The 17,877-nt window shown below is 48.1% G+C and carries 21 protein-coding genes; 15 read left to right on the top strand and 6 right to left on the bottom strand.

The window, feature by feature from the left end:
• Nucleotides 1-155: 155 nt before the first annotated feature.
• The 6 genes from C943_RS20515 (at nt 156) to C943_RS20490 (ending at nt 5,058) form a co-directional block, all read left to right on the top strand.
• Complete coding sequence (locus tag C943_RS20515; RefSeq protein WP_040481626.1) at nt 156-746, top strand: hypothetical protein; 591 nt, start codon at nt 156-158, stop codon at nt 744-746.
• Between the two features lie 81 nt (nt 747-827).
• Nucleotides 828-2,066, top strand: coding sequence for a dihydroorotase (locus C943_RS20510; protein WP_008631830.1), 1,239 nt, complete (start codon nt 828-830; stop codon nt 2,064-2,066).
• The gene (locus C943_RS20505) at nt 2,067-2,579 is read left to right on the top strand and encodes a DUF4199 domain-containing protein (protein WP_008631828.1); all 513 of its coding nucleotides are present in this window, start codon (nt 2,067-2,069) and stop codon (nt 2,577-2,579) included.
• Nucleotides 2,580-2,586: 7 nt separating this feature from the next.
• Complete coding sequence (locus tag C943_RS20500; RefSeq protein ID WP_008631826.1) at nt 2,587-3,132, top strand: DUF4199 domain-containing protein; 546 nt, start codon at nt 2,587-2,589, stop codon at nt 3,130-3,132.
• 1 nt (nt 3,133) lies between these two features.
• The gene (locus C943_RS20495) at nt 3,134-4,096 is read left to right on the top strand and encodes a glycosyltransferase family 2 protein (RefSeq protein WP_008631824.1); all 963 of its coding nucleotides are present in this window, start codon (nt 3,134-3,136) and stop codon (nt 4,094-4,096) included.
• The gene (locus C943_RS20490; protein ID WP_008631817.1) at nt 4,096-5,058 is read left to right on the top strand and encodes a glycosyltransferase; all 963 of its coding nucleotides are present in this window, start codon (nt 4,096-4,098) and stop codon (nt 5,056-5,058) included. Before C943_RS20495 ends, C943_RS20490 begins: the two co-directional genes overlap by 1 nt.
• On the opposite strand, the gene C943_RS20485 is transcribed toward C943_RS20490, so the two are convergent.
• Nucleotides 5,055-5,816: a class I SAM-dependent methyltransferase gene (locus C943_RS20485; protein ID WP_008631816.1), complete on the bottom strand. Its 762-nt coding sequence runs from the start codon at nt 5,814-5,816 to the stop codon at nt 5,055-5,057. The genes C943_RS20490 and C943_RS20485 overlap by 4 nt on opposite strands.
• A gap of 131 nt (nt 5,817-5,947) precedes the next feature.
• On the opposite strand from C943_RS20485, the gene C943_RS20480 reads away from it, so the two are divergent.
• On the top strand, nt 5,948-7,429 hold the full coding sequence (locus C943_RS20480) for a TolC family protein (protein WP_008631815.1): 1,482 nt from the start codon (nt 5,948-5,950) through the stop codon (nt 7,427-7,429).
• Here the strand turns inward: C943_RS20480 and C943_RS20475 are convergent.
• The 5 genes from C943_RS20475 to fabG all read right to left on the bottom strand — a co-directional run bounded on the left by C943_RS20475 (nt 7,426) and on the right by fabG (nt 10,422).
• The gene (locus C943_RS20475; RefSeq protein ID WP_008631814.1) at nt 7,426-7,611 is read right to left on the bottom strand and encodes a type II toxin-antitoxin system antitoxin; all 186 of its coding nucleotides are present in this window, start codon (nt 7,609-7,611) and stop codon (nt 7,426-7,428) included. The genes C943_RS20480 and C943_RS20475 overlap by 4 nt on opposite strands.
• Complete coding sequence (locus C943_RS20470; protein ID WP_008631813.1) at nt 7,601-8,098, bottom strand: hypothetical protein; 498 nt, start codon at nt 8,096-8,098, stop codon at nt 7,601-7,603. The genes C943_RS20475 and C943_RS20470 overlap by 11 nt, the downstream gene beginning before the upstream one ends.
• Nucleotides 8,099-8,111: 13 nt before the next feature.
• Nucleotides 8,112-8,597, bottom strand: a complete 486-nt coding sequence (locus tag C943_RS20465; protein ID WP_008631812.1) for a hypothetical protein — start codon at nt 8,595-8,597, stop codon at nt 8,112-8,114.
• 3 nt (nt 8,598-8,600) lie between these two features.
• Nucleotides 8,601-9,449, bottom strand: coding sequence for an SPFH domain-containing protein (locus C943_RS20460; protein ID WP_008631811.1), 849 nt, complete (start codon nt 9,447-9,449; stop codon nt 8,601-8,603).
• Between the two features lie 226 nt (nt 9,450-9,675).
• A complete protein-coding gene (gene fabG, locus C943_RS20455; RefSeq protein WP_008631809.1) occupies nt 9,676-10,422 on the bottom strand; it encodes a 3-oxoacyl-[acyl-carrier-protein] reductase in 747 nt (248 codons plus the stop codon).
• 177 nt (nt 10,423-10,599) lie between these two features.
• Between fabG and C943_RS20450 the strand changes: the two genes are divergently transcribed.
• The 8 genes from C943_RS20450 (at nt 10,600) to C943_RS22140 (ending at nt 17,732) form a co-directional block, all read left to right on the top strand.
• Nucleotides 10,600-10,992, top strand: a complete 393-nt coding sequence (locus C943_RS20450; protein ID WP_008631807.1) for a GxxExxY protein — start codon at nt 10,600-10,602, stop codon at nt 10,990-10,992.
• A 148-nt stretch (nt 10,993-11,140) separates the two neighbouring features.
• A complete protein-coding gene (gene lpdA, locus C943_RS20445) occupies nt 11,141-12,541 on the top strand; it encodes a dihydrolipoyl dehydrogenase (protein WP_008631804.1) in 1,401 nt (466 codons plus the stop codon).
• 198 nt (nt 12,542-12,739) lie between these two features.
• Nucleotides 12,740-13,189, top strand: coding sequence for a DUF2721 domain-containing protein (locus tag C943_RS20440; protein ID WP_040481663.1), 450 nt, complete (start codon nt 12,740-12,742; stop codon nt 13,187-13,189).
• A gap of 136 nt (nt 13,190-13,325) precedes the next feature.
• Nucleotides 13,326-14,351: a threonine aldolase family protein gene (locus tag C943_RS20435; RefSeq protein ID WP_008631798.1), complete on the top strand. Its 1,026-nt coding sequence runs from the start codon at nt 13,326-13,328 to the stop codon at nt 14,349-14,351.
• 507 nt (nt 14,352-14,858) lie between these two features.
• Entirely contained in the window at nt 14,859-15,896 is a 1,038-nt protein-coding gene (locus tag C943_RS20430) for a hypothetical protein (protein WP_040481621.1), read from the top strand.
• A 215-nt stretch (nt 15,897-16,111) separates the two neighbouring features.
• The gene (locus tag C943_RS22145; protein ID WP_157198632.1) at nt 16,112-16,315 is read left to right on the top strand and encodes a hypothetical protein; all 204 of its coding nucleotides are present in this window, start codon (nt 16,112-16,114) and stop codon (nt 16,313-16,315) included.
• A 4-nt stretch (nt 16,316-16,319) separates the two neighbouring features.
• Nucleotides 16,320-17,513, top strand: coding sequence for a 6-bladed beta-propeller (locus tag C943_RS20420; RefSeq protein WP_008631786.1), 1,194 nt, complete (start codon nt 16,320-16,322; stop codon nt 17,511-17,513).
• Nucleotides 17,514-17,519: 6 nt separating this feature from the next.
• Nucleotides 17,520-17,732 carry a hypothetical protein gene (locus C943_RS22140; RefSeq protein WP_157198631.1) on the top strand — a complete coding sequence of 71 codons (213 nt, stop codon included), beginning with the start codon at nt 17,520-17,522 and terminating at the stop codon, nt 17,730-17,732.
• The last annotated feature ends 145 nt before the right edge of the window (nt 17,733-17,877 follow it).

Below are 17,877 nucleotides of genomic sequence, written 5' to 3'. Positions count from 1 at the left end.
TGAGTCTTGAGTCTTGCGTCTCGCTTCTTGCGTCTTGAGTCTTGAGTCTTGCGTCTTGAGTCTTGCGTCTTATATCTCAAGTCTCCCTTCTCGCATCTCCAACAAAAACCTCGCAGCCTTTTGCATAAACCGCACTTCTCCTTTACTTTTAGCACATGAGAAAAAGGCAGATCATCGTCCCCGTATTTTTTGTAGGCTGCATCGTGCTGATATTGGCTTTGGGGCTGAGGCATCACCATTGGCTGATTTCGGGTTGCTTGGGGATGTTGTTCGTTTTCTACTGCCGGGAATACTGGAAACTCGTTGTACGTGGGACTGGAGGGGAGCTTTTTCTCCGCAGGCAAAAGAAGCCCTTTCATTGGTGGACTTTGGCCTTGGCTGTAGGTGCGACTTTGTTTTTTCTTTTCTTCAAAATCATCCCCAAATGGGGCTTGGTCTTGGTATGGCTGATATTCCTGTATGAAGTTTTCATCATTGCCGTCATCCACTACAAGCGTCCGATCACTTTGGTGTTGGATGGCTACCAACTCAAATTCAGGGACGTGCTGATTACCCACAGAAATATTTCCGGCTTGACAAATATCGAGCACGACGAATCCAAGGGCAGCGTCCTGCTTTCATTCAAGGATCAGGGAAGAATTTTGATTCAGAAGGCGGATTATCTGGAGCATGAATTGGAAGACCTGCTGATGCTCTGCCAAGAGCGCTCAGAGGCGCAAATTTCCTACGCAACACCGCTTTCCTAGGCGTAATTCTCCCCTCCCCTCGGCTCGATTTCCCTTTCATTTTTTGGAATATTGTTGCAGTTTTGCACAAACCTTTTCGCCATGGCTGTATTGCTCCGATCGCTCAGACTTGTAGATGCCCAACAGATTCATTCCCCAAAAAATTATGTATTTACAGGCAGCGAAATTTTGGAAGAGCAGGCGGCAGGTGGCGTCCATTGCACGGAGACAATCGACTGTTCGGCATATCTCGGTTCACAAGGATGGATCGACCTGCGCTGTGCCTCCGGCGATCCTGGCGAAGAATTCCGGGAATCCTTGGAATCCCTCGGAAAGATCCTTCCGGCAAGCGGCTTCACCAAAGCGGTGTTGATGCCCAACACCAAACCTGCCATCCAAACCAAAAACGAGATAGAGTACCTCCGCAGCAAGGCTTCAGGTTGGTTGCCCGACCTTTTGATACAGGCGGCGGCGACCAAGGATTGCTTGGGCGAGGATTTTACGGACATTCTGGACTTACGTGAGGCGGGAGCAATGGTCTTCGGAGATGGTACCCATCCCATTTCCAATCCTGACCGGCTACTCAAAATCCTCCAATACCTCCAAAAATTTGACGGAATTCTGTTTGACCAAAGCTACGATCCGCTGTTGGCGCTTTTTGGACAGATGCATGAGGGCATCGCCTCCACCATGATCGGCATGAAGGGTATTCCCAATCTATCAGAAGAAACAGCAGTCCACCGCAATTTGGAGATTCTCAAATATGCGGGTGGAAGACTTCATATCCAGACCGTAAGCACGCCCGGCGCTGTGGAGAGCATTCGAAAGGCCAAAGCGGCCGGACTAAGGGTGACTGCAGACGTGTCACTTTACCAGTTGTTGTTTTCGGACGAAGACCTTTCGGATTTTGATACCCACCTCAAGGTGATGCCACCGTTCAGGGGTGCCGAGGAGCGTGCGGCACTCATTGCCGGTCTCAAGGACGGCACCATCGACGCGATCGTTTCCAACCATCAGCCGCAGGACTTTGACGCCAAGCATCTGGAGTTTGACTTGGCGGCATTTGGCATGATCGGTTTGCAGACATTTTTGCCGGGGTTGGTGGAGTTGGAAAAAGAATTGGGTTGGCCCTTGTTGATCAAAAAAATCACGGATGGACCTGCCAAGGTATTGGGATTGGCAGATCGATTCGACAGCCTAACGGTATTTGACCCGAAAGAAAGCTGGGCCTATGATGGGAAAAGCAATCTTTCGCTTTCCGCGAACTCCCCTTGGCTTGGCAAAACCCTCCAAGGAAAAATCAAATTGGTGATCAACAAACAAAAGCTTGCCAAATTCTAAATGAAAAAATATTGGGAGGCGAGTTACCGCTTTGGGCTAATCGGGGGGATTTTTTCGGTGTTGGCATTTTTGGTGTTCCATTGGATGGGATTGGATCCGACCAATCTCAGCATGTTGTTTGGATACGTCATGATTCCTGTGTTTGTCTTTTTGGGAATAAGGTTTTTCAAAAAATACGTCAACCAAGATTGGCTAAGCTTCGCAGAAGGGATGACCATTGGATTTTTGATATACACGCTTTTTGCGTTTATCACCGCAATGGGGATTTGGATCATTTTATCCTTTAATTCAACACTTTTTGCTGAGCTGAAGGATAAAAAACTGGGTATTTTGGAGAGCAATAAGGACATGATCGTTTCCCAGTTGGGACAGGAATCATTCGGGACGACTTTGGCCAAGGTCCAGGAAATGGTGCCTTGGGACATTGCGCTGAATGATTTTATCTGGAAAATGATCCCCGGATTGTTCTTTACGATCATTATTTCAATAATTTTAAGGAGAACCAACAACTAACTGAATTATGGAAAATCAACAAACACCAGTCAAAGCAGGCCTCAATGCAGGATTGATTCTCGGAATCGTTTCTGTAGTCCTCACGTTTCTCATTTACTTCATTAGCCCGGAGAGTCTCGCTTCATTCTCCACCGGCATGGTCATCCTCGCGATTTTTCTGGGCGCATTGATCTTTTTGGGCATCCAGTATAGAAAGTCTATCGGAGGATTCATGGATTTTGGAACTGGATTTAAGTTCGCGTTCATTGCGCTAATCATTGCCGGCCTAATCGGAATTGTGGGCAATTTCCTGCTTTACAACGTGGTTGATCCTGAGCTTCCGGGAGTATTGGTGGAGGCACAACTCGAAACAACCATGGCGATGATGGAGCGATTTGGCGCTGCGGATGCGATGACTCCCGAACAGATCGATGAAATCAGAAACGGCGCTGCGTCGAATTTCACCCTCGTCGGCCAGTTGAAAGGATTCGGTTTTGCCCTGATTTTCTACGGTATAGTAGCATTGATAGTAGCCGCTATCATCAAAAAAAGAGACAAGTCGCTAGACTATTGATATGATCCAGATTTCTGTCGTCATCCCCGTCTACAACGAGGAAGAATCATTGGCCGAGCTGCACAATTGGATCGTGCGGGTCATGGAAGGCCATGCTTTTTCCTACGAAATCATACTCGTGGATGACGGCAGCAATGATGGTTCTTGGCGACAGATCGAAAAACTCGCCGACCTCAATCCATATGTCAAGGGCGTGCGTTTTGGCAGAAATTATGGTAAGTCCGCTGCCCTCGATATGGGCTTTTCGAAGGCCGAAGGCGACGTGGTGATCACGATGGATTCCGACCTTCAGGACAGTCCCGACGAAATCCCCGAATTGTATGATATGATTGTGAAAGAGGGCTGGGAAGTGGTGTCGGGCTGGAAGAAAAAACGCCACGATCCGATTTCCAAGACCTTGCCTTCCAAATTTTTCAATGGCATCACGAGGATGATTTCGGGTATCAAGCTGCACGATTTCAATTGTGGATTGAAGGCCTACGACAAGAAGGTGGTCAAAAACATCCATCTCTACGGCGAAATGCACCGCTACATTCCGCTGATTGCAAAGTGGAGCGGGTTTACGAGGATCACGGAAAAGGTAGTCGAGCATCGTCCGCGGAAATACGGCAAGACCAAGTTTGGCCTGGAGCGTTTCCTTTATGGATTCCTGGACTTGATCTCCGTTTCCTTTGTCAACCGCTACAAGAAGCGTCCGATGCACTTTTTTGGAACGCTCGGGACCTTGTCATTCCTCTCGGGTTTTGTCATCACGGTTTGGTTGATCTTTGAAAAAATCTATGGACTATCCAAAGGCCTCAAAGTCCGTGACATCACCGCGCAGCCACTTTTCTTTTTGGCACTCGTGGCGCTCATTGTGGGCGTTCAGTTGTTTTTGACGGGATTTTTGGCTGAAATGATGATCTCTAACACCAGCCGCAAATTGGACTACAACATCGACAAGGAGCTAAACTTCAGGGGCTGATGGAGTTTTCGGTGATCGTTCCGGTCTATAACCGCCCCATGGAAATCCGGGACTTGCTCCAAAGTCTCCGTCAACAGCTTTTTCGCGACTTCGAAGTGATTATCGTCGAAGACGGTTCCGACGCTACTTGCGAGTCGATTGTCGATTCCTACCGCGACAGCCTTTCACTGCAATACCTCTACATCCCCAACCAAGGGCAGGGCTTTGCCCGCAACGAGGGTATGAAGCTTGCCAAAGCCGGGTATTTCGTGTTTTTTGACTCGGACTGCATCATTCCTGCCAACTATTTTCAAGACCTGAAACAGGCGATTGCAAGCAGAAATCTGGACGCCCATGGCGGCCCCGACGCGGCGGCTTGGGATTTTTCACCGATGCAAAAAGCCATGGATTTTGCGATGACCTCCTTCTGGACGACAGGTGGCATCCGTGGCAAACTCCGGAATCCTGCCAAGTACCAGGCAAGGGGATACAATATGGGTTTTTCGAGAAAGGTTTGGGAATCGGTCGGTGGATTTGCCGATCCCAATCGCGCCGAAGACATCGAACTCAGCATGCGGATCAAAAAGGCGGGGTTTCGACTGGAACTCGTCGAGGAGACTTTTGTCTACCACAAGCGCAAAAACACCCTGTCGAGCTTTGCCAAGCAGGGTTTTTCTTTTGGACGCAACCGGGTGCATGTTTCGCGCTTTCATCCCGGAGCGATCAAAGCAGTACATCTTTTGCCGCTGCTTTTTGTGCTTTTTTTGGCCAGTATGCTGGTGACGCCCTTTGTTGACCCACTGCTGTTTCTGATTCAGTTTTTGCTGCTGCTTGCTTGGTCCGCCGCGGTGATTACCTCCGCGCTGGAGCGACACAAAAGCCCAATGGTCGCTGGGCTCGCTTGGGTCTGCTCGACGGTCCAACTGAGCGCCTACGGATTGGGCCTTGGTCTGGGATTGCTGAAAAAGTGGATGAAGGGCTAGCCTTTGCTACAATAAAAAATAATCTCGTCCGGGGGAAGTGCATGCTTTGCCACGGTCGCGGCGTCAAGGGTTTTCACAAAATCATTTTCATCAATTGCCAATCCCGATTTCCGCAAGCGCGCTGCGTAGTCTTTGCCATATTTGCGAACATGGTCCCGCTGCCCAAAAAGCCTTTCGCGCTCCGCCGGGTCGGTGATGGTTTTGTCCTCAATTGTTTTTTCCAATGGATATACAGGCGATTGGATAATCCCCCAACCGTTGGGTTTGAGGACGCGGTTGATTTCACGGCAAGCTTGGATATCATCGTCGACATGCTCGAGTACATGGTTGCAGAAGACCACGTCGAAGGTATTGTCTGCAAAAGGGATCGCATGTACGTCCATTTTCACCTTTGCCAAGGGTGATTCGATATCGGCCGTGACATAATCCAAGTTTTTCATCGCTTCCATGCGGTCGATAAAGCAAAGTTCAGGAGCGATGTGTAGGACTTTCAGGTCTGCTTGAAAGAAGTTGGTTTTCTGCTGCAAAAACAGCCACATCAATCGGTGGCGCTCCAGAGCAAGGCATTGTGGACAAAGGGCGTTTTCTCGGGCTGTTCGACCATAGGGCAGAAACTTACTGTACGTGTGTCCACAAACGTTACAGGCGACTTTGTCACCCTTATAGAAAACCGCCATCACCCGCAGAAAGAAATGGGAAACCAACTGCAGGTATTTCCTTGGGATAAATCGGATCACAAAGCTGATCAAGGATTTCATAGGAGATCAATGAGCCCGCAAATTAGCAATACATTTTTTCTTTGGCGGAAAAAATAACAAAAATGCCTAATTGATTCGTTTGATTGGGCTTTTTGTTATATTTTAGCTTGTAAGATCAACTTCGTTTTGATATGAAAACCTATCGACTGCTGCTTGTTTTGTTGCTTTTTTCTATTGAGGGGCTGGCCCAGGAAAAGGCCCAATACAGTTTGGAGGAAATCATTGCCCGGGCAAAAGCGCTGTCTCCACAGGCACTCCGGATCCAAACCCAAAAGGAAAACATGTACTGGCGGTACCGGTTTTTCCGATCCAATTACAATCCGCAACTTCGGTTGACAGGTATTTTGCCGAGTTTTCGGCAGGAATTTACTGACATTGTCCAGCCCAGCGGGGATATCGAATTTCTAGAAATCCGTCAAAACCTAGTCGACCTCGGCTTGGGTTTACTGCAAGTCATTGCCCCGACCGGTGGTATGCTATCGGTCAATACCTCTGCCAACCGATTCGACAATTTCCTCGCCACAGGCAATGACATCCGCACAAGGTACTCAGGCGTGCCCATGAATGTGAGCCTGATCCAGCCGATTTTTGCCTACAACCCCTACAAATGGGACAAGCGCATCGAGCCTTTGGTTTTCGAAGAGAGCAAACGGGAATATGTCGCTGCGATGGAGCAACTGAGTGGAGTCGCTACGTCCATTTTCTTCGAAATGCTCGAGGCGCAGGTGAACCTGGATATCGCCCAGACAAACCTGCAATACAACCAAGAAATCTATCGCATCGAAAAGGCCCGCTACGAAATGGGCAGCACCTTCGAGGACAAACTCTTGCAGATCGAGCTGGCGATGTTGACCTCCAAGCAGGAAGCCGCGCAAGCAAGGGTCAATCTCGAAACAAGCTCCTTGCGCTTGAAATCAAACCTCGGCCTCAATGAGTCGGCCGAGATTACCTTGCTCAGTCCCGAAGAATATCCAGTCTTCCCGGTTGATGTGGACAAAGCAATCTCGCTGGCATTTGAAAACAGGGCCGAGGCATTGGGATTCGAAAGGAGAAAACTGGAAGCGGATGCACAGGTAGCCGAAGCCAAGGGAGAACGCATGCAAATGAACTTGGCAGCCAGCTATGGTCTTAACAATGCCGCACTGACTTGGGCGGATATTTACAGAAATCCCGACAATCAAGCCCTCGTCAACCTCGCGCTGTCTGTCCCCGTGTTGGATTGGGGCCGCAACAAAGCCCGTATGTCACTGGCCCAAGCCAATAAAAAACTGGTGGAATATGAAGTCGCGCAAGAGGTCATCAATTTTGAGCAGGAGATCTTCACCAAAGTCAAAAATTTCGAAATGCTGGAAGAGCGGCTCTCCGTGAGCAAGCTTTCTTCCGAAGTGGCCCAAAAAAGATACGACCTTGCTGTCAAGCGCTATCAGACGGGCAATGTCTCCCTTACTGACCTCAATATCGCCCAACAGGAAAAAGACAGCAGCAAGCGATCGTATGTCGGCGCACTGCGGGACTATTGGCTGGCCTACTTTGAGTTGCGGCAATTGACACTGTATGATTTTGAGTCAGGCCAATTGCTCTATGTTCCGGAAGTGGAAGACACCAAACCCTAGTTACCTGAATTTGGCTGATCGGGACTTTGCTGTTTTGGCAAGCGTCCCGATTTTTTGAGGGCCTCATAGATGATCCATTCGATCTGCCCATTGGCGGATCGAAACTCATCTTCGGCCCATTTCTCGACAGCCTGCATGAGCTTTTCGTCTATTCTCAAGGCAAAAGGTTTTTTAGCCGCCATGGTTTTGGGATTTAAAGGCCTCAAACTCTTGGATTATCCTCGCCGCCTCCTGAGGCTTCTGGGTGCCCAGTTTGAAGGTTTTGTCTTTTGTACGAATGAGCAAGCCACGGTTTCCCCTGACGTTGTACAACCAATGCTCAAAATTGGTCCGGATTCCCCAGCCTCCATAATCCTTCAGGGAATCGAATGTTTTCAACTCCATGGATTGGATATCGCCCCAGTCATAGGTTCTCCATCGCCAGAAAAAAGGTGTAAATCGGTATTGCAGTCTGCCATTGCCAATTCTGGTTTCGAGCTTCATCGAGTAAAGGAGAACCATCGCCAAAAGAACGGTCACCAGGCCGATACCAATGCCTCTAAGTTCAGAAGGATCTAATGCCTCTTGGCCCAGCAAGGGCCAAAGAACCACTGTCAACACTCCAAACAGGAGGAGCCAAAGCCACCATTGGGTAAATCTTTGGGTTTCTTTGAAAATATAATTTGCCATTGGACAAGCGGGCTTAGGTATTTGATTCTGATTTCCAAAGGTCCAGGACAGCTTCCATCTCGCGCGGTTTTCGGGTACTGAAGGCATACTTTTTCCCGTCCGCATCCAGTTCCAGTACCCAATCTGTGGAGAAAATAAATGCTTTGGTTTTCGGTGAAACACGCGGCCCCACTCCGCCAAATTCCATCATACCATCAATTTTCCTAACCTTGGGGTTTTGGATACTTTCAGTGGGAATAAATTTCCATTTGTTGACAAATGGGAAACTCCTGTATTTCAATCCCCTTCGATCCAAATGAACCTCAAGGCTGAGACTGACGATAAACCAGGAAACAAGGCCGAGCATCGCCAGGAATATCGCAACGGGTAGAAAACCATCCTCGCCAAACTTTCCCGTCCACCAAAAGACCAACATGAGGATAAGCGTGGGAACCTCCACCATCAGGATGACATAGACGATGAAGGAATCCCGCAGACTCTGTTGCTCATTAAAAACCATACCCTATTGATTGAGTGTACCTACATTCAGCACAGGACTTGCGGAGCGATCGGAGCAAAGTACCACCATCAGGTTGCTGACCATGGCCGCCTTTTTGTCTTCCTCAAAGTCAATGATGCCCTTGATCTTGAGATCCTCGATGGCCATTTCCACCATGCCTACTGCGCCGTCCACAATCGTCCTACGCGCTGCAACAATAGCCGTGGCCTGTTGTCTTTGGAGCATGGCTGAGGCAATCTCGGAAGCGTACGCAAGGTGGGAAATACGCGCTTCGATGACCTTGATACCTGCATGGTTGAGGCGCTCGGTGATCTCAGCCTCGAGCGAATGGTTCACTTCCTCCACGCCCGACCGCAATGTCACCTCCGCGTGCTCGTGCTCAAAATCATCGTAAGGATACAATCCAGCCATTTTCCGCACGGCGGCATCGGTCTGTAAGTGGACAAAATTCTCGTAATCCTCCACATCAAACGTCGCCTTGAACGTATCCTGCACCTGCCATACAACGATCGTACCGACCATGACCGGGTTACCGATTTTGTCGTTGACCTTCAGCGGCTTGTTTTCAAAGTTGCGGACACGGAGCGAAATCTTCTTTTTCGACATAAAGGGATTGACCCAGAAAAAGCCGTTGTCCTTCACGGTACCCTTATAGGCACCAAAAAGCAGCAGCACCATGGACTTGTTGGGTTCGACAATAAAGAAACCCGGTAGCGTCAGTATTAGGGACAATCCGAGGATCGCTCCCAGCAAATGTAACTCATTGATAAATGCAAAAGCCGTGGCAGGAATCAGCGCTATCGCGACCAATACCATCAAGTAGCCAGAAAGGGGTTTGGTTATTTTTTCCATATTGATTTGATATTATTTTGATATCATTGCAATATACATGGCTTATCGGAAAAAGGTTGCAAAAAGGAGAGGAATTTTTAGGGTAGCTTGGAAAACGTTCTAACCGAACAAACAGAATCGTTGTATTTGACAAATCTTGGGGCATAAAAAAACCCTGCAAAGAATTCGCATCCTCAGCAGGGCATTTATTTCCTGGTTCTTCGTACTTGGTACTTTGTACAACTCCTTAAGTCAGCATCGCACCATCCACCTGCAGCACCTGACCTGAAATGTAGGAACTCATATCAGATCCCAAGAATACACAGGCATTGGCTACCTCTTCGGCTTGGCCTCCACGCTTCATCGGAATCGCATCCCGCCAGCCCTGTACGACTTTTTCATCCAAGACACCGGTCATTTCTGTTTCGATAAATCCCGGCGCGACCGCATTGCTGCGAATATTTCTGGATCCCAGTTCCAAGGCAACGGATTTGGTGAAACCGATAATCCCTGCTTTGGAGGCGGCATAGTTGGCTTGTCCGGCGTTGCCTTTGATACCGACGACGGAGGTGATGTTGATGATCGAGCCGGCCTTTGCCTTCATCATGGGACGGGTTGCGGCTTTGACCGTATTGAAGCAGGACTTCAGGTTGACGTTGATGACTTCATCCCAAGCCTCCTCGGTCATGCGCATCAGGAGGTTGTCCCGGGTGATGCCCGCATTGTTGACCAGGATATCCAATCCGCCGAATTCCGTGACCACGGCATTGACCAATTCCTCAGCGGCCTTGAAGTTGGATGCATCAGAGCGATAGCCTTTGGCTTTGATGCCATAAGCTGCCAGTTCATTTTCCAAAGCTTGGCCTTTCTCGACGCTCGAAAGGTAGGTGAATGCCACATTAGCGCCTTCTTTGGCATATTGGATGGCAATCGCCCTGCCGATTCCCTTGGATGCCCCGGTAATAAGGGCTGTTTTTCCTTTTAATAACCCCATTTTCAAAGTTTGAAAGTGAATAAAGACCAAAGATAGTTTTTCTCGCAGAGAGCGCAAAGGTGCAAAGACTGCAGAGGGAAATTTGAAAGTCCTATCGCAAAGAAAGTTAAGTATTTAAGTTCGGGATTGACTATTCAATTTTCTGAGTCGAATTGTAAATTTCTGGAAAATGTGAAGATGGACGAAAACCAAATTTCCTATCATATCATTGGCAGGGCTTTAGAAATTCATCGAAAACTCGGACCCGGACTATTGGAAAGTGCCTATGAAAAGATCCTTGCCTATGAGTTGAGAAAAATCGGAATGTTGGTAGAATGCCAAGTTTCGAAGCCCTTGAAATGGGAATCCATCGAAATCGAAAAGGCGTATAGAATCGACCTGATCGTAGAAAACAAAGTGATCGTCGAATTGAAGTGTCTTGATGAGGTGAATCCAGTCCATTTCTCACAACTGTTGACGTATTTGAAACTGTCGGACTTAAAGTTGGGCCTAATTCTAAATTTCAAGACCAAGATACTCAAAGACGGAATTTACCGAGTGGCAAACGGTCTCGAAGACAAATCGACTTAACCTGTACGACTTTCTTTGCTCCTTTGGGTCCTTTGCGAGAACCACATTTTGCTCTCTTTCCGAACTCTCCTATTCTCTCTTTCATTTTTTTCTCTCCCCAAAAGCCCTAATTTTGCCAAGCAATTTTGAAAATTAAACCTCAAAAGATATGTCTTCAACTAAATACGATGTGATTGTTTTGGGTAGTGGTCCGGGAGGATATGTGGCTGCCATCAGGGCTGCCCAATTGGGTTTGAAAACCGCCGTGGTGGAAGCTGCGGAATTGGGCGGAATCTGCCTCAACTGGGGCTGTATCCCGACCAAGGCCTTGATCAAAAGTGCACAGGTGTTTGAGTACATCAACCATTCCGAAGACTACGGCATCAAAGTCAAAGGAGCGGAAGTGGACTTCCCGGGAATCGTCAAGCGCAGCCGCGAAGTAGCTGGCGGCATGTCCAAAGGCATCCAATTTTTGTTGAAGAAAAACAAAATCGACCAACTCCTTGGTTGGGGAAAAGTACAGCCAGGCAAGAAAGTGGAAGTGGAAGACAAAGACGGCAAAAAGACCGTCTATGCCGCCGACCATATCATCATTGCTACGGGCGGCAGGGCTCGCGAGCTTCCAGCACTCAAAATCGACAATGAAAAAATCGTCGGCTACCGCAAAGCCATGGTCCTCGAAAAGCAGCCCGCCAAGATGGTCGTAGTAGGTTCCGGAGCGATCGGCATTGAGTTTGCCTACGTCTATGCATCGCTTGGAACAGAGGTGACGATCGTCGAATTCCTCGACCGCATCGTGCCCAACGAAGACGAGGAAGTTTCAAAGGCTTTGGAAAAAATCTACAAAAAGAATGGCATCAAGATCCTGACCTCCACCGAAGTCACCTCAGTCGATACCAAAGGAAAAGGCTGCAAAGTGACCGTGAAGGATAAGAAAGGCGCGGAATCTATCATCGAATGCGATATCGTACTTTCCGCAGTCGGTGTGGTTTCCAACGTGGAAAACATTGGACTGGAAGACGTAGGCATCCTTGTTGACAGAGGCAAGATCAAGACAGACGAATACTACCGCACCAATATGCCAGGCTATTATGCCATAGGCGACGTCACGACAGGACCTGCCTTGGCGCACGTGGCATCCGCGGAAGGTATTATTTGCGTCGAAAAAATCGCCGGCCACCACCCCGAGCCTTTGGACTACAACAATATCCCCGGCTGTACTTATTGCATTCCGGAAATTGCCTCAGTTGGTTATACAGAAGCAAAAGCAAAAGAAGCAGGCTACGAGGTGAAAGTGGGTAAATTCCCCTTCTCCGCCTCAGGAAAGGCTTCTGCTGCCGGTGCAAAGGACGGCTTTGTGAAACTGATCTTTGACGCAAAATACGGTGAGTTACTTGGCGGGCACATGATCGGTGCAAACGTGACGGAGATGATCGCAGAAATCGTCGCGATCCGCAAACTGGAAACCACAGGCCACGAATTGATCAAGACGGTCCACCCGCACCCAACCATGTCGGAAGCCATCATGGAGGCTGCAGCGGCCGCCTATGACGAGGTGATCCACCTGTAATTCTTCTAAGACCAACAGCCATCAAAACACAAGGCCAAACAATCGGCCTTGTGTTTTTCTTTTTCAGCCAGGCTTCATCAGGTCTCTCCTGATTTGGCACCCTGAAATCGATGAAGATCCTTTGGGTATTTCTAAACAAAAGAATGCCTAACTTTCAGAAACTGGCCTGCACATTTGTCAATCATCAAGACGAAGAAAATGGAACTCCAAATCTCCACTCCCGCCCTACTCTTTTCCGCCATCACGCTGATGATGTTGGCCTTTACCAACCGGTTTTTGGCGATCGCAAACCTCATCCGCGGGCTTCACAAGAAATACCTCGAAAACCCGCAGGAAGACATCATCATCAGCCAAATCCGAAACCTCAAACTCCGCCTCAGCATGATCAAATACATGCAGCTTTGCGGGGTATTGAGTTTTCTGCTGTGCGTAGTCTGCATGTTTTTGATCTTTACCGGAAAGCAGGAAGCAGCCAATCAGGTATTTATAGTGAGCATGCTTACCCTATTGGTTTCACTTGGCATTTCCCTGATGGAGATATTCATATCCACCAAGGCACTCAACCTGGAGTTGGGCGACATGGAAAAACTCTTCGAAAAGCGAAAATCAGGACTGGACTTCTGGTTCAAAAAGGAAAAAGAGGAATAGGCTATCAAAGGGGACCTGATCATTTCCCAAGCCCTTTGATAAGGATTCCATTGAAATTCCCTCCAATTCTTCCCATATTTCCCAAATCGACCCGCCTCCGACTTGTAGGTCTCTCAAATCTCATGTCTAATGTCTCATGTCTCTACCCATCATTGACCTCCGCTCCGATACCTTGACCAAGCCCACCCCTTCGATGCTGGAAGCCATGTTTTCGGCCCCGGTGGGCGACGATGTTTTTGGGGAAGACCCGACCGTCAATTCCCTGGAACAAAAGCTTGCCGATATGTTTGGCATGGAAGCGGGACTTTTTTGCCCCTCCGGCACCATGACCAATCAGATTGCGATTCGCCTGCACACAGGGCCACAGCAGGAGGTGATTTGCCATGAGTATTCACATATCTACCTCTATGAGGCCGGTGGTATCATGGCCAATTCCCGAGCCTCGGTCAAGTTGCTGCCGGGGGCTTATGGCAAAATCACCGCCACCGACATCGCGGCAGCCATCAGCCTCGATGACGTCCATGCCTGTGAGACGAGTTTGATTTCCTTGGAAAATACCATGAACAAAGGCGGTGGCAGCATCTATACCTTGGAGGAAGTCAGGCCTATCCGGCAACTTTGCCTGCAACACGGCATCAAGCTGCACCTGGATGGGGCAAGACTCTTCAATGCATTGGTCGTAAGCGGTGAAAGCACCCAAGCCTGGGGGGGCGAATTTGACACGATCTCGATTTGCCTGAGCAAAGGTCTAGGCTGTCCTGTCGGCTCGGTCTTGTTGGGCAGCAAAAGCGACATCAAACGCGCCCGCAAAATCCGCAAATCCTTCGGTGGCGGGATGCGACAGGCAGGATTCTTGGCCGCCGCGGGTATCTATGCCCTTGACCACCATGTCGACCGCCTAGCCGAAGACCATGCACGGGCGCGCGAGCTGGGGCGGGTTCTGGAAAATCATCCCCTCATCGCGGAAATATTGCCCGTCCCGACGAATATCGTGATCGCGCGGCTACAAGGCATCACGCCTGCCGACATGCTCCAAAAACTCGAAGCCCAGGGCATCAAAGCCGTACGTTTCGGCAAGGACCTGGTTCGATTCGTCACCCATTTGGACTTTGGGGACGCACATTTGATTGAATTTGAAGCGAGGATGGGGAAGATTGCGTAACAGCTTTCTTGATTATTCTAATCCTGACAGGTTTTCGAAACCCGTCAGGATTTTTCATATCCACTTGAAACGGATAATTAGTCGACTAATTTCCAGCCGACATTTGGAATAGTAAATGGGGGGGGTACTTTAGTTTTCAGAAAGCGGCAGGTCCGGAACTGCCGCCTGAAGGGGACAAACCTCCCGCCCCGCGTGGTGTGAAAGGGGGGAAAAAAACATTCTATGTATGAAAAAAATTATCGCGATCATTGGCCTAATTGCACTTTCCGTGGCGGGATTCTCAGCGGAATCAAGCGCTTGCATTGCAACTCACTCCTGCGCGGGCTCCGGTGAAAAGATATCCTGTGTTGGAGATAGGCGTTGCTCATCAGGCCCAGGCTATGTCAATTGTTACAACAGGGATGGCTCATTCAGTTCTTCGAGTTGTGCTGTTGCATAGTATTTCTTTATCAGGATTGGGATGGCCCAATCCTGATTTTTCATCTATTTCCCCAAATTTGATTTCCCATGAAACCTATCTTTGGACTTGTCCTCACTATCATATGCTTTTGCTCTTCTTGTACCAAAAAGACTGAACCGAAAGAACCCTGGCAGTACCTCGACCTTGCCCCAATCGGTGCGTTTGACGAGGAATCCCATGGCATCTTCCTGACCGAGGCGAAAATCGCCGTGGACATGTCTGAGGTATACGTCGCCCTGAGTCACCAGGGACTTTTGCTCAAAACCGACTCGCTGCTCAACCCACTTTCCCTGATCGACGGAAGGGATAGCTTCCCGGACTTCGAATTTCCTGCACATCTGATGCTGAAAGACTCAAATTTATTTGTGGAGGATTTGGCCAGTCAGCGGCTTTTTGTTTTGCGAAAAGACAATTTCAAATTGAAGGACGTAATCAAATTCCCTATCCCAAGCATGGGTATAGGCATGGACATCGCCGAAGACAATTCTCTGGTTTTCTCTTCCTTTCCCGAACCTGAAAAAACCGGTCTAGTGAAATGGGATTACACCGCAAACCGCACGATCACAAGCAAGTCATTTTTCCCGCATGAGGGAAAATTGAGACTAAGCGATCAAATCCGGCTGGGATGCTTTTGCGCAAACGGAGACTTTTGGTCCCTCGGGAGGTTCCTACCCGTTCTGGAACGGCTCGACAATTACGGGGTAGCAAAAATACAATATGACCTCAGCGCCTTCCAACCGATCAAGCAGGCCTACGACACGCTGATCACCAAAAGACAACAAATCCCGGATTTTGAAAACAGCCGCATTGCCCAGAATATAGTCACCAGCTTGGACTGCTTTGAAGATAAACTGCTTGTGGGCTTCACAGATTTGGTGGGACTGGATAGATCAAACATCAGGCATTTGCTTCTTATTTCCGCAGATGATACGGATATCCGTCTCGAAAAAATCCTGAGGCTAAGGACTGGCAACGATGATGAAATGTATCATTTCCAAACTGTGACTTACAACCCAAAGACATCCCTTCTGTATGCGCAGGGCTCTGAGTCGAACAAAATCTACGTTTTTCGAGTGAAGCTGTGAACCCGCTTTCAAAGGTTTATCATTTGCCCATCGATTTTTTCAAATATCCATTTAAAACGATAATTAGTCGACTAATTTCCAGCCGACTTTTGGAATAGTGAATGGGGGGGGGGGTACTTTGGTTTTCAGAAAGCAGCAGGTCCGGAACTGCCGCTCAAAGGGGACAAACCTCCCGCCCCGCATGGTGTGAAAGGGGGGATCAAAAAATTTATCTTATGAAATCTATTTTTATCATTTTGATTCTGTTGATCTCAATTCTAATTCTCGGAAGCAACACCGATTCTTCGGAGGCAATGGCTGTAAGCCGCTTTCAAATGCCTGTCGCGAGGTACTGTCCCGAGGCCAAAATGTACGCTACAGATTGTACAGCAGAAGGTATGGGTTGCGACCTCGTAAAATGCAAAGTATCCAACACTTGATGTTATGAAAGTAAATTGGCGTTTCTCGCGGAAAAAAGGATTCATTGCCTCGACCGCTTTCGTCCTTTTTTGCTGTGGCAACCCTGAAAAAAACGCTGACTCCGATCAGATTTTGCAAGATGCCGAGTACTCGGTTTATGTCAAGGATGATTTCGATTTGGCAAAGCTTCTCTCATTAGAATCTATCATTCCTTTGGAACTACACGAAGGAAGCTTCTTCACAAATCCGTACCGATTGATAGTTCTGGGGGACACGCTATTTATGCTTGATCCTGTTTTCGGGACGCTCCTCGGATTCAATTCAGATGGGAAAATGCTTCGGAAATATGGAACCTTTGGAAGCGGGCCGGAGGAAATGGCGGATATTTCTGACTTTGGGTTTGACCCATTAGCCAAACAACTCGTTTTGTCAAGCATAGAAGAAAGATCCCTTGCGTATTTTGATTTGGCAGGAAATTTTATTCGAAAAATCCGTCTCAAAAACCAATCGGACATGATTGCTGTGGACAAAAATGGACTAGTTGCGAGATCGATTACCTACTTTAATGAGGATTTCTCAAACCTTGAGTTGGCATCAAATTCAGGGGACCAGGTTGGATTGCATTTCCCTTTTCCACAAGAAATCTTTCCAATTATCCTAAAGAACATTTCCGGACACCTTACCCTATCAAGCAATTCAAAATTCCTCTTTCAAGAGCCAGCCAGCAGCATAGTATACGAGGTAGACGGGTTCAAGGCCACTCCAAAATTCAACTTTGGGAGCTCGGATGACATGTGGCCTTTACAGAACAAGCATGACTTGAACGGCTTTTTCACAAAGGTTGCAAGCGGTGCGATATCCCACCCCACACAGTACTTTGAAGAAAACGATGACTATTTGGTGTTTGGTTGGAATAGGAAGAAAAGGGCAGCAGCCGAGTCCATTGTAGACTTCCGCATAGGCATTTTCGATAAATCCACTGGGACAACCTTTTTAACCAAACCGGATGATCTAGTCCAATCAATTCGAGGTCCAATGGCGGTCAAGAATGACCTATTCTATTTCGTTATTCAGCAAGATCAATTGCTTCGGTTCGCCAACCACTCGTTTTTCAAAAACTTCGAAAACCTGATTCAATCAATTGAAAACAACAAAAAAGACCACGACCTACCTGTGGTCCTAACTTTAAGAATTTCAAACCTTATCACAAAAAATTAGATATCCATGAAACTATTTAGAATGCTTCTCGCCCTTTTTGCAATACTGACCTTATGTATGAATTCCAATTCTCCTACGATTTCCGTAAATGCCTCTTCGGGCAACTTTCTGAAAATGCCTGAACCAAGACTTTGCATAAGCCAAAGGAGATACTATACCGTCTGCGGGGGTTGGGGTGCGGGATGCCATCCCCACAGTTGTGATGATTTTGAGGAATAGGTGAATTGAACAAACATTTTCATATCCACGCTCTTTTCGGATATCAAAACCTAATGCGATAGAGGGCTTACTCCGTTTTTCGTTTCAAGCGGATAATTAGTCGACTAATTTCCAGCCGACATTTGGAATGGTAAATGGGGGGGGG

The organism is Mariniradius saccharolyticus AK6, assembly GCF_000330725.2.
In the GTDB taxonomy this organism is placed as follows: Bacteria; Bacteroidota; Bacteroidia; order Cytophagales; family Cyclobacteriaceae; genus Mariniradius; species Mariniradius saccharolyticus.
Note: the sequence above shows the minus strand (reverse complement) of the source record. Positions and strands in the feature narration are given on the sequence as shown.

Excerpts from the sequence above, each read along its gene's own strand:
- C943_RS20515 (WP_040481626.1), top strand. The coding sequence starts at position 156 with ATGAGAAAAAGGCAGATCATCGTCCCCGTATTTTTTGTAGGCTGCATC.
- C943_RS20510 (WP_008631830.1), top strand. The coding sequence starts at position 828 with ATGGCTGTATTGCTCCGATCGCTCAGACTTGTAGATGCCCAACAGATT.
- C943_RS20505 (WP_008631828.1), top strand. The coding sequence starts at position 2,067 with ATGAAAAAATATTGGGAGGCGAGTTACCGCTTTGGGCTAATCGGGGGG.
- C943_RS20500 (WP_008631826.1), top strand. The coding sequence starts at position 2,587 with ATGGAAAATCAACAAACACCAGTCAAAGCAGGCCTCAATGCAGGATTG.
- C943_RS20495 (WP_008631824.1), top strand. The coding sequence starts at position 3,134 with ATGATCCAGATTTCTGTCGTCATCCCCGTCTACAACGAGGAAGAATCA.
- C943_RS20490 (WP_008631817.1), top strand. The coding sequence starts at position 4,096 with ATGGAGTTTTCGGTGATCGTTCCGGTCTATAACCGCCCCATGGAAATC.
- C943_RS20485 (WP_008631816.1), bottom strand. The coding sequence starts at position 5,816 with ATGAAATCCTTGATCAGCTTTGTGATCCGATTTATCCCAAGGAAATAC.
- C943_RS20480 (WP_008631815.1), top strand. The coding sequence starts at position 5,948 with ATGAAAACCTATCGACTGCTGCTTGTTTTGTTGCTTTTTTCTATTGAG.
- C943_RS20475 (WP_008631814.1), bottom strand. The coding sequence starts at position 7,611 with ATGGCGGCTAAAAAACCTTTTGCCTTGAGAATAGACGAAAAGCTCATG.
- C943_RS20470 (WP_008631813.1), bottom strand. The coding sequence starts at position 8,098 with ATGGCAAATTATATTTTCAAAGAAACCCAAAGATTTACCCAATGGTGG.
- C943_RS20465 (WP_008631812.1), bottom strand. The coding sequence starts at position 8,597 with ATGGTTTTTAATGAGCAACAGAGTCTGCGGGATTCCTTCATCGTCTAT.
- C943_RS20460 (WP_008631811.1), bottom strand. The coding sequence starts at position 9,449 with ATGGAAAAAATAACCAAACCCCTTTCTGGCTACTTGATGGTATTGGTC.
- fabG (WP_008631809.1), bottom strand. The coding sequence starts at position 10,422 with ATGGGGTTATTAAAAGGAAAAACAGCCCTTATTACCGGGGCATCCAAG.
- C943_RS20450 (WP_008631807.1), top strand. The coding sequence starts at position 10,600 with ATGGACGAAAACCAAATTTCCTATCATATCATTGGCAGGGCTTTAGAA.
- lpdA (WP_008631804.1), top strand. The coding sequence starts at position 11,141 with ATGTCTTCAACTAAATACGATGTGATTGTTTTGGGTAGTGGTCCGGGA.
- C943_RS20440 (WP_040481663.1), top strand. The coding sequence starts at position 12,740 with ATGGAACTCCAAATCTCCACTCCCGCCCTACTCTTTTCCGCCATCACG.
- C943_RS20435 (WP_008631798.1), top strand. The coding sequence starts at position 13,326 with ATGTCTCTACCCATCATTGACCTCCGCTCCGATACCTTGACCAAGCCC.
- C943_RS20430 (WP_040481621.1), top strand. The coding sequence starts at position 14,859 with ATGAAACCTATCTTTGGACTTGTCCTCACTATCATATGCTTTTGCTCT.
- C943_RS22145 (WP_157198632.1), top strand. The coding sequence starts at position 16,112 with ATGAAATCTATTTTTATCATTTTGATTCTGTTGATCTCAATTCTAATT.
- C943_RS20420 (WP_008631786.1), top strand. The coding sequence starts at position 16,320 with ATGAAAGTAAATTGGCGTTTCTCGCGGAAAAAAGGATTCATTGCCTCG.
- C943_RS22140 (WP_157198631.1), top strand. The coding sequence starts at position 17,520 with ATGAAACTATTTAGAATGCTTCTCGCCCTTTTTGCAATACTGACCTTA.